The 14,189-nt window shown below is 57.6% G+C and carries 22 protein-coding genes; 8 read left to right on the top strand and 14 right to left on the bottom strand.

Annotated features, from left to right (window positions below):
* From G7007_RS20875 to G7007_RS20835, 9 genes are all read right to left on the bottom strand, one after another.
* A partial coding sequence (locus G7007_RS20875; protein WP_181104864.1) for a hypothetical protein occupies nt 1-250 on the bottom strand: 250 nt, incomplete at its 3' end.
* 117 nt (nt 251-367) lie between these two features.
* Nucleotides 368-685: a phage holin, lambda family gene (locus G7007_RS20870; RefSeq protein ID WP_181104863.1), complete on the bottom strand. Its 318-nt coding sequence runs from the start codon at nt 683-685 to the stop codon at nt 368-370.
* A gap of 176 nt (nt 686-861) precedes the next feature.
* Complete coding sequence (locus tag G7007_RS20865) at nt 862-1,251, bottom strand: antiterminator Q family protein (protein WP_181104861.1); 390 nt, start codon at nt 1,249-1,251, stop codon at nt 862-864.
* A gap of 7 nt (nt 1,252-1,258) precedes the next feature.
* Entirely contained in the window at nt 1,259-1,579 is a 321-nt protein-coding gene (locus G7007_RS20860) for a hypothetical protein (protein ID WP_375139513.1), read from the bottom strand.
* Nucleotides 1,551-2,876: a tyrosine-type recombinase/integrase gene (locus tag G7007_RS20855; protein ID WP_181104858.1), complete on the bottom strand. Its 1,326-nt coding sequence runs from the start codon at nt 2,874-2,876 to the stop codon at nt 1,551-1,553. The genes G7007_RS20860 and G7007_RS20855 overlap by 29 nt, the downstream gene beginning before the upstream one ends.
* Nucleotides 2,877-2,925: 49 nt before the next feature.
* Complete coding sequence (gene dnaB / locus G7007_RS20850; protein WP_181104857.1) at nt 2,926-4,308, bottom strand: replicative DNA helicase; 1,383 nt, start codon at nt 4,306-4,308, stop codon at nt 2,926-2,928.
* Complete coding sequence (locus G7007_RS20845; protein WP_181104865.1) at nt 4,301-4,915, bottom strand: helix-turn-helix domain-containing protein; 615 nt, start codon at nt 4,913-4,915, stop codon at nt 4,301-4,303. The genes dnaB and G7007_RS20845 overlap by 8 nt, the downstream gene beginning before the upstream one ends.
* Nucleotides 4,916-4,926: 11 nt before the next feature.
* A complete protein-coding gene (locus tag G7007_RS22060) occupies nt 4,927-5,592 on the bottom strand; it encodes a phage antirepressor KilAC domain-containing protein (protein WP_258198641.1) in 666 nt (221 codons plus the stop codon).
* A gap of 220 nt (nt 5,593-5,812) precedes the next feature.
* Nucleotides 5,813-6,022, bottom strand: a complete 210-nt coding sequence (locus G7007_RS20835; protein ID WP_181104855.1) for a transcriptional regulator — start codon at nt 6,020-6,022, stop codon at nt 5,813-5,815.
* Nucleotides 6,023-6,111: 89 nt separating this feature from the next.
* On the opposite strand from G7007_RS20835, the gene G7007_RS20830 reads away from it, so the two are divergent.
* The 5 genes from G7007_RS20830 (at nt 6,112) to G7007_RS20810 (ending at nt 8,673) form a co-directional block, all read left to right on the top strand.
* Nucleotides 6,112-6,768 carry a LexA family protein gene (locus tag G7007_RS20830; protein WP_181104854.1) on the top strand — a complete coding sequence of 219 codons (657 nt, stop codon included), beginning with the start codon at nt 6,112-6,114 and terminating at the stop codon, nt 6,766-6,768.
* A 334-nt stretch (nt 6,769-7,102) separates the two neighbouring features.
* On the top strand, nt 7,103-7,282 hold the full coding sequence (gene csrA / locus G7007_RS20825) for a carbon storage regulator CsrA (RefSeq protein ID WP_181104853.1): 180 nt from the start codon (nt 7,103-7,105) through the stop codon (nt 7,280-7,282).
* Nucleotides 7,283-7,583: 301 nt separating this feature from the next.
* On the top strand, nt 7,584-7,967 hold the full coding sequence (locus tag G7007_RS20820; protein ID WP_181104851.1) for a response regulator transcription factor: 384 nt from the start codon (nt 7,584-7,586) through the stop codon (nt 7,965-7,967).
* Between the two features lie 14 nt (nt 7,968-7,981).
* Nucleotides 7,982-8,251 (top strand): hypothetical protein, encoded by a 270-nt coding sequence (locus G7007_RS20815; RefSeq protein ID WP_181100571.1) that lies wholly within the window; start codon nt 7,982-7,984, stop codon nt 8,249-8,251.
* Nucleotides 8,248-8,673: a hypothetical protein gene (locus G7007_RS20810; protein ID WP_181104849.1), complete on the top strand. Its 426-nt coding sequence runs from the start codon at nt 8,248-8,250 to the stop codon at nt 8,671-8,673. Before G7007_RS20815 ends, G7007_RS20810 begins: the two co-directional genes overlap by 4 nt.
* A 294-nt stretch (nt 8,674-8,967) precedes the next feature.
* On the opposite strand, the gene G7007_RS20805 is transcribed toward G7007_RS20810, so the two are convergent.
* The 3 genes from G7007_RS20805 to G7007_RS20795 all read right to left on the bottom strand — a co-directional run bounded on the left by G7007_RS20805 (nt 8,968) and on the right by G7007_RS20795 (nt 10,351).
* Nucleotides 8,968-9,528, bottom strand: a complete 561-nt coding sequence (locus G7007_RS20805) for a hypothetical protein (RefSeq protein ID WP_181104847.1) — start codon at nt 9,526-9,528, stop codon at nt 8,968-8,970.
* An 80-nt stretch (nt 9,529-9,608) separates the two neighbouring features.
* Nucleotides 9,609-10,064, bottom strand: coding sequence for a hypothetical protein (locus tag G7007_RS20800; RefSeq protein WP_181104845.1), 456 nt, complete (start codon nt 10,062-10,064; stop codon nt 9,609-9,611).
* Nucleotides 10,061-10,351 (bottom strand): hypothetical protein, encoded by a 291-nt coding sequence (locus G7007_RS20795; protein ID WP_181104843.1) that lies wholly within the window; start codon nt 10,349-10,351, stop codon nt 10,061-10,063. Before G7007_RS20795 ends, G7007_RS20800 begins: the two co-directional genes overlap by 4 nt.
* A gap of 66 nt (nt 10,352-10,417) precedes the next feature.
* Between G7007_RS20795 and G7007_RS20790 the strand changes: the two genes are divergently transcribed.
* From G7007_RS20790 to G7007_RS20780, 3 genes are all read left to right on the top strand, one after another.
* Nucleotides 10,418-11,008 (top strand): hypothetical protein, encoded by a 591-nt coding sequence (locus G7007_RS20790; RefSeq protein ID WP_181104841.1) that lies wholly within the window; start codon nt 10,418-10,420, stop codon nt 11,006-11,008.
* 70 nt (nt 11,009-11,078) lie between these two features.
* Complete coding sequence (locus tag G7007_RS20785) at nt 11,079-11,315, top strand: DUF4224 domain-containing protein (protein WP_181104840.1); 237 nt, start codon at nt 11,079-11,081, stop codon at nt 11,313-11,315.
* 3 nt (nt 11,316-11,318) lie between these two features.
* Nucleotides 11,319-12,383, top strand: a complete 1,065-nt coding sequence (locus tag G7007_RS20780; RefSeq protein WP_181104838.1) for an integrase — start codon at nt 11,319-11,321, stop codon at nt 12,381-12,383.
* A gap of 477 nt (nt 12,384-12,860) precedes the next feature.
* On the opposite strand, the gene G7007_RS20775 is transcribed toward G7007_RS20780, so the two are convergent.
* Together G7007_RS20775 and G7007_RS20770 are read right to left on the bottom strand one after the other, a co-directional pair.
* Nucleotides 12,861-13,655, bottom strand: coding sequence for a DNA adenine methylase (locus G7007_RS20775; protein ID WP_181104837.1), 795 nt, complete (start codon nt 13,653-13,655; stop codon nt 12,861-12,863).
* Between the two features lie 133 nt (nt 13,656-13,788).
* Nucleotides 13,789-14,055 carry a hypothetical protein gene (locus tag G7007_RS20770; RefSeq protein ID WP_181104836.1) on the bottom strand — a complete coding sequence of 89 codons (267 nt, stop codon included), beginning with the start codon at nt 14,053-14,055 and terminating at the stop codon, nt 13,789-13,791.
* Between the last annotated feature and the right edge of the window lie 134 nt (nt 14,056-14,189).

The raw sequence follows: 14,189 nt of genomic DNA, 5'->3' as shown, positions 1-14,189 counted from the left end.
AGACCAGTTCAACGCATGCAGAATGACTCGAGGCTTCCAGGGCTGCATCGTGATGCGACTTGCCCATGATGACGCCTTCGAGCTGACCCACTGCCCGCTGAAAGGCGATCATTGCGCGCTCGAGTGCATTTTCATCCACTCGTTTAGACCCCTGAAGATCGACTGCCAACCGCTGCCCTTGGACCTTCAGCTTGCTGAGGTCTTCCAGGCGGTGGACCAGGCACGAATTAAGAATGACGGAATTGCTCATTGCAGGCCTCGCTATAGGGGATGGCGGCCAGGGAAGCGGCCGATTCGTAGGAACTCATATGCCCTTGCAGCGCAAACGCGACAAAGGCGACGACGACAGCCAGAAGCGGCCGGACGATCATTGCGAATCAACCTTGCGGCTAGCCCATTGGCGACCCAGCTGACGCACCTGCTCAACGCCAAGCACGCCGACAAAGCCAGCGACTGCATAGGCGTAGCCGCCCGTCATGCCGAACTTTTCCGCGCCGATGCCGACCATGAAGACCAGCACACCACCCAGCGCAGCCTCGAGCAGGCGGCGATCCCAGCGGGGTTCTTTGTCGTCGTAGAGGATGCGCAGGTAACTGAGGATGGTGGCCAGAGCGGCGGGCATGCCGTGGTCACGCACGGCGGCCGCAAGCATGACCCAGAAGGTCGGATCCTTTTCGGGGGGCATGGTCTGCATCTCGATTCCTCCCGAATCGGGAGTGCAAAGTAAAACGCCCCGGCAAGTGCCGAGGCGCAGAAACGAAAAACCCCGACTCATTGGCCGGGGTTCGTCAGTGTCACATTGCGTTGCAAGCTGGACACGCTGCTATAGAAACAGGTCTTTATCCGCGCGGAAAGAACTTTTTAAGCTGCCTCTCTCACTTGCTCCAGTGCGCAGTCAATCCAGGCGACTCCGGCCTTGATCAGTTCCCGCGCCTTGGCTTCGCTTATTTTGCTTTCTCGGGCCACACGGAGAGCAGGCCATTTTGCCCCGAAGTAGAGCCAAAGGAAGTCGCCCATTTGCTGATCGCGTTTGGTCAGGCGGGCAAGAGCGCCGTCTACCGCCAATGCCAGATCATCGGTGATGACGTACTGCTTCAGTCCGCCCTCCGACGGAACGTGATCACGCATCAACGCGAACAGCGGAGAGACATAACGCGGTACCCCCATCCCATCCATGCGCCACCACCCCCATTGCTCAAGCATGTATTCGGTATCACCCAGGGGCTTGTCCGTGTAGGTTCGTTTTTTCATGTGCCGCTCAATCCCCAGTGAAGTTGGATCCGCCCGCGCCGCGTCGGTTGGAACCTTGGTAATGCTGCTCCGGCCCTTGCATCACGCTAGGCCTTTTCATCTGTTTTATTTCTTGCTCTGCCGCTTGCAACTTGAAGCTGAGCTGGGTCACCAGGTGCTCCAGTGAAAGCACCAACCTGGAACCTTCAACAACCCAACCTGACCCGTTGCAATCCGTGCATGCCAGCTCAAAAAACACGCCTTCTACCACTGCCCTGCCCTTGCATGTCGGGCACTTCATCAGGTCCAAGCGGGGCTGCTCAAAGCCACGGTTGGTGCTCTTTTTCACGTTGTGCATTCTCCCCTGTAATAAATTCGTCGATGGGGCTGCGCGCCTTGCGTGGCTTGGCTTGCGGCCCGTTGTGAGAAATTGCGGATTGCATGTCTGTCAACTTGTGAATGGCTGCGAAGCCGATCCCGTCAAGCCATTCATGCCACTGCTCCAGGGCGTCCCTGCGTAGGCCGTTTGCCTTGGTCTTGATGTAGGTATCAGCAACCTTCCCCAGCGAGTGGTTCAGCAGCATTTCGCCGATGAACCCGTCGACGCCCATGTCAAGCCACGCCGTGCGGGCGACCTTGCGCAGGTCGTGACTCGACCAGGCCCGGCAGGCCAGGCGGCGGAAGATGGCCGAGGCCTGGCTTTCGCTCAGCGGCTGCCCCTTACGACCAGGGAACAGGTACTGCCCGCTGTACCCGGCTGTGATTTGCGCGGCCCGGTACCGCCGTAGAAGCGCCGACACGCGGGAAGTCAGCGGCAGGCGGTGTTCGGACCGCGTTTTGGTGCGCACTGCGGGAATGACCCACTCCGCATGGCTCAGCGAAAAGTCTGTCCATTGCGCCTGGCGAGACTCGCCCAGGCGAGTACCGTGGCAGATCATCAGCAGCACCAGCATGGCCTCGGCAGGCTTCTGCTCGAATAGCGCAGCCAACGCGGGTACTACCTCATGCAGATGGTCTGCGCGCAGCCGGCCATCCTTCGGCAGAATCTTGGTCTTGATGAACTGGGTGAACCGCATCTCAGCCATTGGGTTCGCGGCAATCAGCCCCAGCTCACGTGCTTTACCGACAGCTAGACTCAACACGCGAAACATCTGCCGAACGTAGGCCGTTGAGAATTGTGACTGGGCTGGCCACATCAGCAGCTTGTCGAGCATAGCCGCTGTCAAAAGAGAGATTGGCAGCTCATCCAGGCGCGGCAACAGTTGCTTGCTAATCACGGTTCTGACAGTCCCCTTCCAAGAATTGGAGAGCGAAGCGTCATTGCCTACTCGGTCACTGAACCACCGCAGCAGATCGCCTACGGTCACCAAGCCTTCCAGAGCCACCGCATCATCAGGCCGACCCAGCAAACGCTGTCGCAGGGCAGGAAGCTCTGCAAAGATCGCCGTTGCGCCGTATTCGGGAAAGCGGGCAAGCCGGTTCCACTTGCCGCGCACGACGAGAAACCAGGTGCCGGCCTTTCGGCTTTGATCAAAGCGGAACCGCAACCCTGGGTGGCGTGGATCTCGTAAATCTCGCACACCGTCCACAGTCGATTGTCGCCGGATCTCAGCGTCGGACACCTTTACAACTGCTGTCGCACTCATGCTGAAAACCGATCGCCATGGAATCGCGTGGTCCAGTACATAACGACACTCATTGGCGCTTTTCCCTGTTGCCGTACCTTGAAGCCATGCTGGTGACCTTGGCCGGCCGCTCGACTGGGACCGGTTGCCAGTTGGCTGACAGGTTTTCAAAGCGGTTGTACTGGCCAAGGAAGGCTGCGCGGACGGTACCGGTCTCCACGTCGCGGCCCTTGCCGATGATGATCTCGGCGATGCCCTTGTATTCGGTGTTCTCGTTGTAGATCTCGTCCCGGTACACGAACAGGATTACGTCGGCGTCCTGCTCGATCGCGCCAGACTCGCGCAGATCGGACGGCACCGGGCGCTTGTTGGGGCGTTCCTCGCACTTGCGGGACAGCTGACTCAGCAGCACAACGGGAATGCCCAGTTCGCGCGCCAGCAGCTTGCAGCCTCGGCTAATGCTGCTCACTTCCTCCGTGCGGTTCCCGCCGTCGCCTTCCATCAGCTGCAGGTAGTCGACCACCAGCAGGTCCAGGCCATAGCGCAGCTTGTGGCGACGGGCCATGGAGCGGATGCGGCCCACAGTGGCGCCAGCTCGATCGGCGATGAACAGGTTCGCCTGCTGGATCTTGCGAGCTGCGACACCCATCTCGGTCCCGTGAGACTGGCATGCGGCGCCGTTCTTGATCAGGTTGAGCGGGATACGCCCTTCGGATGCCATGGCCCGATCCAGCAGCTGTCCCTTGCTCATTTCCAGGCTGACCACAAGGGTCGACTTACGCTGGCGCACAGCAGCGTCAATGGCGAATCCCATGGCCAGGGTGGTTTTCCCCATGGCAGGCCGCCCTGCGACGATAATTAGTTGCTCAGGCTGCAGTCCGCCCAGCTTCTCGTCCAAGTCCGCCAGGCCGGTGGACAAGCCGATCAAGGTCTCTCCGCGCGCAAGTCGGTCATGGCGCTCTTGCCACACCTCGACCTGTTCAGCCATTAGGTCGCCAGCCTTAACCACTTCATCCTCGTCCGCGCCGGTGTCGATCGCCATAGCTGCCGCTTGGACAGCTGCAATCTTGGCTTGGATGTCACCACCGCCTTGAGCGATATCAAGCGTTTGAGCACTCAGGTCATACAGGGCACGCTCAATGGCGCGCTCTCGAACGATCCGCGCGTAGGCGCCGGCATTGGCAACACTAGGCGTGTTGGCGATCAGCGAGCCGCAATGACCCAGTGCTAGGTCACCCGTATGCAGCATTCCGACGTGATCAGCTACAGTCAGCAGGTCCACAGGTTTTCCAGCAGCCCGGAGCTCCAGAATGCCCCGATACACCTCGGCGTTTTCCACGAAGTAAAACGACTCGGGGGTCAGGTCATCGGACAGCGTATCGATCAGCTCTGGACGCTGCAGCATGGCCCCCAGCAGTCCATGTTCGGCGTCTGCGTTGTAGGGTTCACGCATGATAGTTGCCCTCCACCACTTTCACGAAGTTGGTAGGAGCGATCAGCCAGTCAAATGTGCAGCGGAACTGCTTTTCTCGACCTTCGATGCGGCCCATCAGGAAGTCACTCGACTCAACCATGCTGAACAGGTCCCGCCAGAACTCCAGGTCTTGGTGCACAGGGCTATCGGCCCATCGTGCGGCAAGCTTGCTGCGCCGATCCTTGTTGATCAGCACCACGCTTGGCAGTGTCGGCAGCAGCTCGTTGAACAAACCGATGATCTTTTCGACCGGCACCTTGTCGCTGTCGCCGATGCCCTTTTCTTCTTCTAACGGTTCCTTGATGGTTCCTTTACGGTTCTGGGGGCAGGAGCTGCCGGGGTCATAGTTGGAAGGGCTAACGGTGTACCAGGTCGAGCGGCCCGAACGCTGGTGTGCGGTCAGGATTTTGGCCTGCTCAAGCCAGCGCAAAGCTGTGCGGACAGCGCGCTCAGACAGGCAGGTGCGCTGAGCAATGCGCGACACTGAAGGCCAGCACACACCGTCGTCGTTTGCGTTGTCCGCCAGGGAGATCAGCACGGCCTTTTGCGCAGGGCTCATGCTCTGAAGCGGCCAGCAAGCCGTCATGATGATCGTGCTCACTTGCCTTGCTCCAGTTGATGGGCAGCCCAAACGCCAGCGATCCATTCCACGCCCTTGGCGGTGAACCTCGCTTGCGCGAAGGTGTGACCATTGGCTTCGCTGGTGCCGGTTTTCACTTCGAAGCGTTGCGCTGTCTGGTGCTGGCTGCACGGGGTCAGCACGCCGCCCAAGTAGTACATGACGCCCTTGTCCAGCAGCATGCGCCGGAACTGGCGCTCGTTCGCCTTGAGCAGCTTGGCGACTTGGCGGAAGCTCATGGAGCCAGAAGCTTGAACGTAGCGGTCGACGAACTCGGCCTTGGGCGCGGCGATCGCCAACGCATGGTTGGTCGTCTGTTGCAGCTCGTACTGCTCGGCCCAAGCGCGAGCAGCAGCGGCTGGGTTGGAAAAGTCCGGAAGGGTGGCAATGACACGGCTGCCCTCCTCCAGCTGGCGCCAGCGCTTGATGACGGCCATGCGCATCGCGGCGCTGTAGCCGGTTAGCAGGCAGTCGGTGTGCTCGCGGTCCAGACAGTATTCGCGCTGAGCCCGGTTTTGCGAGTCGAAATAGATGCGTCCAACCTTGGACACATCCTCTTTCAGGTCTCCAAGCATCTTCTCGATGTCTCGTTTGACGTGCTGGTGCTGCTTGCCAGTAAGCTCGGCGATCTCGCGGGAGGACATCACCCGAGCCTGACGTGTTGGGGATTCGGTCAAAGCTAAAGCTCCCACCTGGGTGTTGATTGCATCTCTTGCAATGTGCATAATCGACCTCGATCTCGTTGTTGAAGAAACCGCCCTGCCAGGCGGTTTTTTTATGCCTGTGATTCAGGTACTGGATGGAATACCAGTCGCATTGAGAATCTGGTTGCCCAGCTCCAACGAATGCAAAATGTCTCGGTGGTTAAGCCGCTACACCGGTAAGACTTGGTCTCAACTCGACAGCCTTGATTTCCCCATGGGTAAGGATCTCAGCGCGTAGAGCAACCTCGGCGCTTATGCCGTGGACATTGCGTACCCAGCCGCTCACCGTGCCCTGCTTAACGCCCAATGCGGTCGCGGTTGACTGCTGAGAACCAAAATGATCGATCAAGCGTCGGATAGGACTTTTCATGACGTTCGCCAAAATAAAGGTATACCTCTATGCTAGGTGAAAGGCACACCTTTTTGCAAGATCAAAGGCCAGCCTTTATCGTCGCGACCATGGAACTCAAAGACCGCCTCAAGCAGGCCAGAAAACACGCAAAGCTCTCCCAGGCACAGCTTGCAGAGCGTGCTGGGATTGCCCAGGCATCGGTGTCTGAAATTGAGCGTGGAATCACTCGCACTAGTGGCCACCTGGTCAAATTCGCGACCATCTGCGGCGTCAATGCTGTCTGGCTTTCCGAAGGGATAGGCAGCATGCTTAGCGAATCAACAAGCACATCCTCGAACGTGGCGCCTGTTTCTCAGCCTGACAAATACTTTCGCTATCCAGTCATCAGCTGGGTTGCTGCGGGTGCTTGGGCTGAGGCTGTAGAGCCGTTCCCGCCAGGATTTTCGGACCGCTATGAGCTATCGGAGTATGACGCCAAGGGTCCAGCTTTCTGGTTAGAGGTAAAGGGCGACTCTATGACGTCCCCCTTAGGCCAAAGCATCGCCGAGGGGACTCTCATCCTGGTTGATACTGAAGCGGATGTGCAGCATGGCAAGCTAGTGATAGCTAAGCTGGCAGACAGCAACGAGGCCACATTCAAAAAATTGGTTGAAGACGGTGGTCGACGGTATCTCAAACCACTAAACCCAGCCTACCCTACGGAACAATGCACTGGGGACTGCCGAATCATCGGAGTCGTAGTCCGCGCCCTGATGAAGCTGTAGAAAGCACCGACACTCTATTTTTAGCCGCTAAAATCTGGATACCAAGGCCCGCAGACGCGGGCTTTTTCGCGCCCGCGAAAAAAATTAAAGGTATGCCTGTTGACTGATATTAAAGGTTAACCTATATTTTGACGCATGCAGCGACGATGCTGCGATCAAGGCAGCGATGGGTCGGCCTCAACGGTCCAGAGGGATGGCAACTGTCCCAGGCGTGCAGCGTAAAGCGCAAAACTAGTTTTCCAGCAGGCGGGTGCCGTGGCTGGATGGATACCGTGATTTCACCGATTGGCCTGCACACGCGGGCCAGACGGGAAACCAACCAAGGAGTAGGACCATGCTGATACTGACCCGCAAGACGGGCGAAACCATCGTGATCAACGAGAACATCCGAGTGACCGTTCTGGCCGTCAAAGGCAACCAAGTGCGGATCGGTATTGAGGCACCAGAGGACGTGCCAGTGCACCGCCATGAGGTCCAAGAGCGGATCAAGGCTGAGGCTGAGGTCGCCGTCTGACCGAACAACCAGCATCACGCCAGCCTGCCGTTAACTGCCCGATGCTCTGCTCCCCATCGCGGAGTTCATCGGTGATCCACATTGAACGCGAGTTGATCGCCGCGAATTGTGAGCCAGGGTAGCGTCTCGCCCTTTAGTGAGGCGTCCGGTCACCCGGTTTGCCCCGGAATGTGGATCACCGATGCGCCCCAGCCCCCTCCCCTCAACATTCGACCGCATTGGCAGGCGCCAGGCCAGCTCGTTGGCTGGGGTTGGTCGCCCGCACCTGGCGCCTGACCAATGCGGTCTACCGAGACAGATTATGGAAACGATCACTTGCGGTACATGGACTGGCCAGCTCGGCGATGCCCTGGCGCCCCGTGAGCTTGAAGCTCTGCTGTGGGTCGCCCAGGGCCTCACCACCAAAGAGATCGCCCGCCAGATGGGCACCACCCCCGGTACCGCCGCCAATCGCGTGAAGCTGGCCCTGTTCAAGATGCAGGTCAGCCGGCGCGTTGAGGCCGTCACCAAGGCCATGAGCCGACAGATCATCAGCCCCCTGTGCATCGCGCTGGCCAGCCTCATCGCATTGCACGCCGCCATCGACGTGGGCGACCCCATGCGCCGCGACCGTCGCGTGCCAGAGCGCCGCACCACCCAAATTCGAATCGTTCGCAAGGCCGAGGCCTTCGAGCTTCACGTCTGACCGAGGAACACACCATGCACCCAGCCATGCAAGAGCGTGTGGACGGCCTGGCCGCCCTGCGCGAACGAACCACCCTGGCGACTGCCGATTTCTACAGCCTCATTGGCCGGCCCGCACCAAAGTCCAAACCTCGCTATCAAGCCCGATCGAAAGGCAACATGTGGCACATCATCGACACCCACACCGGCAAGACCTGTGCGTTTCGCTCGAAACACGCAAATGCGATTCGAGTTCTCGATGGGCTGGAGGCAGCTGCTCGGTGCAGGCTGGTCGGGCGGCAATGATCGGCGAGAACGTCTCGGAACAGCATGAGAAAGTTCGCGCAGGCCTTGAGGCCAGCGTGGCGCAGTTCCTGGCCAATGGCGGCGAGATCCGAGACTGCGGGGGGCGCTGCCTCGGTGCCGCGCCGGCCCAACTTCCGGTGGTACCCAGACCAGCAGCCGTAGGACAAGCAGGTGATGCAGGTGCAGCACAGCCCCCAGCTGCTCAGTCGGGCCATCCAGGCGGCCAGGACCATGATAGTCAGCGAAGCCAGCGCTTACCTGGGCGCCAGACCAGGGCCAAGAACCAAGACGCGCTGATCGAGAGGATCCGCGTCTATGTCCACACAGGCCTCAGCCGCGACGCGGTCGCCAAGTTGATCGGCATCAGCCAGCAGCGCCTGACCAGGCTCGTCGACGAGCACGACATCGACTTCCCCAAGTAGCGTCAGCCCAAATGAAACAAGTCCTCAACCGCGCCCGCCTCGGCCGGCGCCAGCAACACATCCACCTGCCGCCCAGCGGCATAACCAGCACGGATGAAAATCATGCGAGTAGACCTTCCAGGGCAGCTTGATGTGCCCATCCGCGCTGTGCACCAACCAGCACCGGCGCCAACCGGCAGCAAGGAGGAGCTGGGTGTCCGCATTGCTCAACTGCTGGTCAAGTACGAAGCCAGGCCATCGTCGGCGCTTTAGATTGAGATCCAGGCTTGCGCGCGGGTCATCCTTAACTAACCTTCAGTTGGCTCCGAATTTATAATGATAATTCAGCCCTTTACAGGCCAACTCAAACCGATCCCAGCTCAAGCCACACACTCGACATTGCACAAGCACATCAGTTCGCATGGAAATAAAATCTTCATCACTAATATTTTTGCTTGCGATTTTACTCTCGACAATTACAAAAATTTGATCAATGGCGCCAGCGAGAGAGTGAAAGCTTTCTACCAAATCATAGGTGCCGAGTTCATGAGATGGCAAATTTGCGATTGCGCGTCGTGAGGTAGTGAAAGCGCTAGAAAAAATCAGCCGCCAATTTTCCTCTATCGTTGTAAATGAATTACCTGATTTAAGCAGCTCTGCGAAAGTAGCAGAATCATGTGCAGCCGCTCGAACAACGGCGTAAAACGCACCTAACTTAGCCTGCCTTTCTTCATCGCGAATTTTATTCTGCTTTTTAATTTGCTTATTGCCAATAAAAAAAGCCGCCCAGATTGAAGCTATAGAACCAATAGCTTGTACCCACGACGCCAACCCTGGATGATGTTCTATCCAGAATGAGAAGCAATCCCAGCTCATATACTACTCCCAGTCTTGACGCTACGCAGACTGCACACATAGCTCACATAGTCAGAAACCGCCATAAAAATGCAGACTTACTAGCTAAAATCCCGGAAGTTATTAAAATTATCACTTTTGAAACCCAGCTCGAGTGATGCCAAATGTAAATCAAGATCTACCGTTAGCACTAATCCAGAATCCGGTGACATAGATAATATACCTGCGTCCGTCAGTCCAAGTTTCAAAAAATACGGAGACGAAATAACTTCGAGTGATATTAGAGCGCGCTCCGTGGCCAACTCAATAAATCGACGCAAACACTCTCGGATTCTCGTCCTGTGCGGCTCCTTGGTTTGCCATAGCAAATTGCTAGCCTCAGTAAGAATGGCAGTTGACACAACAAGCTCAGCGCCATTAATGAGAACCATCAAGTCTTCAAAATCCTCTGCAGTATAATCTTGAAGATTTCTGTGCTGAGAAATATAGTCAGGGCTATAGAAACCAACAACCAATAGAACCAATAAATTGGTATCTATTATAACCCGAGGCTTCATTGTCTCTCCAACGCCCTATCTTTGATAGATATAACATCTCCATTATCCCTATCAACACATACAACTTTGTAGACACGCTGCGTCGCCATCATCGCAGCCAAACCACCGACCAAAGATTGCGCACCGGTCTTGGTAGTGGGCCTTTCAAATCCAATAGTAATAAGAAAATTATCCTGTCCATCCCTAGCCACTTCCTCTAACAAAACTCCGGAAATTCGTTGCTCAGAAAAAAGCTCCAACACATTTTCAATCGCGCCAGCGACTGCTTCTTTAATCTTAATAGTCATCTTCTGCACCCGGCTAAAATTTTATGATGCACCACATACTAGCTGTTGTCATCCTTGAGGTATCCCATGCCCACAGAACACGACTACATCGACGTGCGCGACCTGTTCGTCAGCATTAACCCGCACGGCCTGGACCAGAGCGAGCTGGCACGCGATGGCGCCAGCTTCGTCGAGCCGCAGACGATCAACGACTACCACCTCTTCCGTGCTGGGTATCAGGCGGCGCTGGAGGCCCAGCAGGACCAGGGCAAGCCGGTGGGTTACCAGATACGCAGCAAGACCGATCGATCTGGGTCACAGTGGACGCCGTGGCGGGAGTGCTGTGATACCGAACGAGCCATGCACGATCATGAATTAGGACGCTTCAATCAGTTCGGGATCAGGCGCGAGATTCGGCCGGTCCTCGCCAGCGCTGCCGAACCTGCCGAGGTTGAGCAGCTGCGCGCCGAAAATGCACGTCTGAGTGGCTTGAAGCCCGAGGGACCACCGCGACCACCATCGGGCGATGGGCTGCCTCGCTACGGCCTCCGCTGGAACGGCCCACAACAGCCTATCGCAGTGCCCATGGACGATGGCTACTGGACGCCTTGGCACCTAGCAGATCGCATACGTGAAGACCGCGACGCCCTACTTAAAGCCGGCGGCCATCTTCTTTAGTCATCCCATCTTAAAACCTATACCTGCCGCAAATGGCAGATGATCACCACCATGCGGCTTGGAGATACTTATGGAAAATACGAGCGAATTTCTCGACGAGGACGAAGTTGTTCGCATCACGGGATATCAGATCCCTAGCAAACAAATTACCTGGCTGGCTCGTAACGGCTGGCAGTACACACTGACACGCTCCCGACGGCCAATTATTGGGCGGATGTATGCCCGTTTAAAACTGGCTGGCGTAAAACCTACAGCGACAAACGCCACGACCGACATCTGGACGCTCGACTTGTCGCGCGTGGGGTAACAGATGCGTAATAGAAAGGCATCAAACAAGGATCTTCCGCCAAGGATGCTGAGGCGAGTTAGGAAGTTGAAAAGCGGTAAGCTCTGGGTGGGTTATTACTACGACGGCAGGAACGCAGACGGGAAACGGCAGGAAATACCGTTGGGGACTGACCTCGCAGAGGCCAAGTTGGAGTGGGCTCGCCTAGAACACAAGGCAAAGCCTAAAGTAATGGCCACGATGGGCGAGCTGTTTGACCGGTATGAGCGAACGATCATTCCGACCAAGTCGCCCCGCACTCAGAAGGACAACAAGTACGAGCTGGAGCGCCTGCGAAAGGCGTTTGCCGACGCACCAATCGAGGCCCTCAAACCACCTGTCATTGCACAATACCGAGACGCCCGTAGCGCCAAGACCCGTGCAAATCGAGAGATCGCCCTACTTTCCCATGTATTCACGATGGCCATGGAATGGGGATTCGCCGAGCGAAACCCCTGCCTGGCCGTTCGCCGCAACAAGGAGAAAGCACGCGACTTCTACGCAGCTGAAGACATATGGGATGCGGTCTACACCGAAGCCGATCAGGGCCTCAAGGATGCCATGGACTTAGCATACCTTGCTGGCCAGCGTCCTGCAGACACATTGAAGTTCAGCACTGGTGACCTCGATGAGGATTACCTGTGGGTCGATCAGAACAAGACAGACAAGAAGCTTCGCATACGGCGACACGTCAACGGTGAACTGACCGGCCTTGGCGTATTCATCGAAGCACTGCTTGAACGACGCAAGCTGCAGGGCGTGCGCAATTCGCGGCTCATCACCAACGACTCAGGTTTGCGGATGAGCTGGGAGATGCTGAGGAACCGCTTTAGTGAGGCGCGGGATAAAGCGGCTCGTAAGCTGATCGCCGACGGCAGCGACGATCTGGCCACTAAGGTCCGGCAGTTTCAGTTCCGCGATATTCGACCGAAAGCAGCTTCGGAGATCGACGACATCACCCACGCCAGCAGACTGCTCGGGCATTCGAAAGAGGAGATCACCAAGCGGGTCTATCGGCGCGTGGGTGAGGTGGTCAGCCCTACCAAATAGAGGCCTGATGCGGAAACGATGTCCCAGGATGCGGAAACGATAGAGTTTCTAGCGCCCAAAGAAAAGCCCCGCAGACCAAGATCTGCGGGGCTTTCGAATATGGAGGCCGAGGTCGGAATCGAACCGGCGTAGACGGATTTGCAATCCGATATCTGAATCACCAAATGATGCGCCCTTGGCGCCTAAATGAGTTCCGAAACATCTTCCATTTTTATGGCCTGCAAGCCGCATTCTGCAAGGGTCTCCCCGTTTGTTTCGGAACTAATTTTGACCCATTCTACCCCCAATTCCAATACTGCAGCAGTAGCAGAAGCAATCGTCTACAGGCCGCGAATTACGCGGCCTTACCCTCTAAACTGTCTAATACTGAACCTCGATTTTTGCCGGTTTTCGCCCAGCAAACACGTAGTTTCTGGCAATAATATTAGACAGCTCCTACGGCGTTCTGCCGACCCTAAATACCCCCTCATTTTTTCTTCAGAACAGCTGGCCCAGCGCTGCCGGTTCCCAGCTGGTGATCACCAGCTCACCCGTCACCTCAGCCTTGCCGACCCGCTGGTTGGCCGTCGAGTAGCGGATGTCCAGCCGCTCCATGTGGAAGCCCTCGAACGCCCGACGGATGTCCGGGTGATCGTTGATGCTGACCATGACCTTCCCCTTGCACCGACGCATGAAGTCGGCCATCTGCTCGTACTGCTCGAATGGGAAGTCGACCCCATACCCCTCCGTCTGCCAATACGGCGGATCCATGTAGAAGAACGTATGCGGCCGGTCGTACCGCTCGGCGCAGTCGAGCCAGGACAGGCGCTCGACGTAGGTGCCAGCGAGGCGTTGCCAGGCTGCCGACAGGTTCTCCTCGATGCGCAGCAGGTTGATCGCCGGCCCGGTGGTCGCGGTACCGAACGTCTGGCCGGTGGCCTTGCTGCCGAAGGCGTGCTGCTGGAGGTAGAAGAAGCGCGCGGCGCGCTGGATGTCCGTGAGCGTCTCGGGCCGAGTCATCTTCTGCCATTCGAAGATCTGCCGCGAGCTGAGTGCCCACTTGAACTGGCGGATGAACTCTTCGAGGTGGTTCTGGACGACGCGGTATAGAGTCACCAGGTCGCCGTTGAGGTCGTTGAGCACCTCGACCGGCGCCGGTTGCGGCCGCATGAAGAAGAGCGCGGCGCCGCCGGCGAAAGCCTCGACGTAGCACTCATGGGGAGGGAAAAGGGGGATGAGCCTGTCGGCCAGGCGGCGCTTGCCGCCCATCCAGGGAACGATTGGATTGGTCATGTCAGTCCTGATTGGCTGTGACCCTACCCGTTGGCGCTCTCGGTGCTCGAAGGTTGGTTCGTGAAGGTTGTAGGTACTGCGCCGGCATGAATCACACCAGTGGCGGTTGATGGCCAGGCCAGGCTGCCTGCGCTTAGGACACCGAGCCGGGCGGGTAATAGTCGAACATGCCCAGCGCCCAGGCCTCTTCCTGCTCATTGAGCGCCCACCACCGAGCCGCGTCGATCAGCTCGAGCATGTCGGAAAACTGGTCAGAGGTCACCTCACGACCCCTGTAGCAGGCATAGGCCAGATCCCGAAGCGCAGCGGCGCGCGCGTCTGGATCGTTGATCAGCTCGACGCGGTCGCCCAGTTCGGCAATCCAGGCCTGTGGATACGGCAGCTTCAAGAGCAGTTTCATAGCGGGCACTGTATGGAAAAACAGTATCGTAATGGCTGTCGCTGCTGCTGGGCAATCACCGGTCAGCGGCACGCACCGGCGGCAGCCGCCAGCTCCTTCTCGTAGCCAATGCGCTGTCGGCGCTCAGCCAGCAG

It is taken from the genome of Pseudomonas entomophila (genome assembly GCF_013523125.1).
Classification (GTDB): domain Bacteria; phylum Pseudomonadota; class Gammaproteobacteria; order Pseudomonadales; family Pseudomonadaceae; genus Aquipseudomonas; species Aquipseudomonas entomophila_B.
The sequence above is the reverse complement of the archived record's forward strand: the minus strand, read 5'-3'. Positions and strand labels throughout refer to the sequence as shown.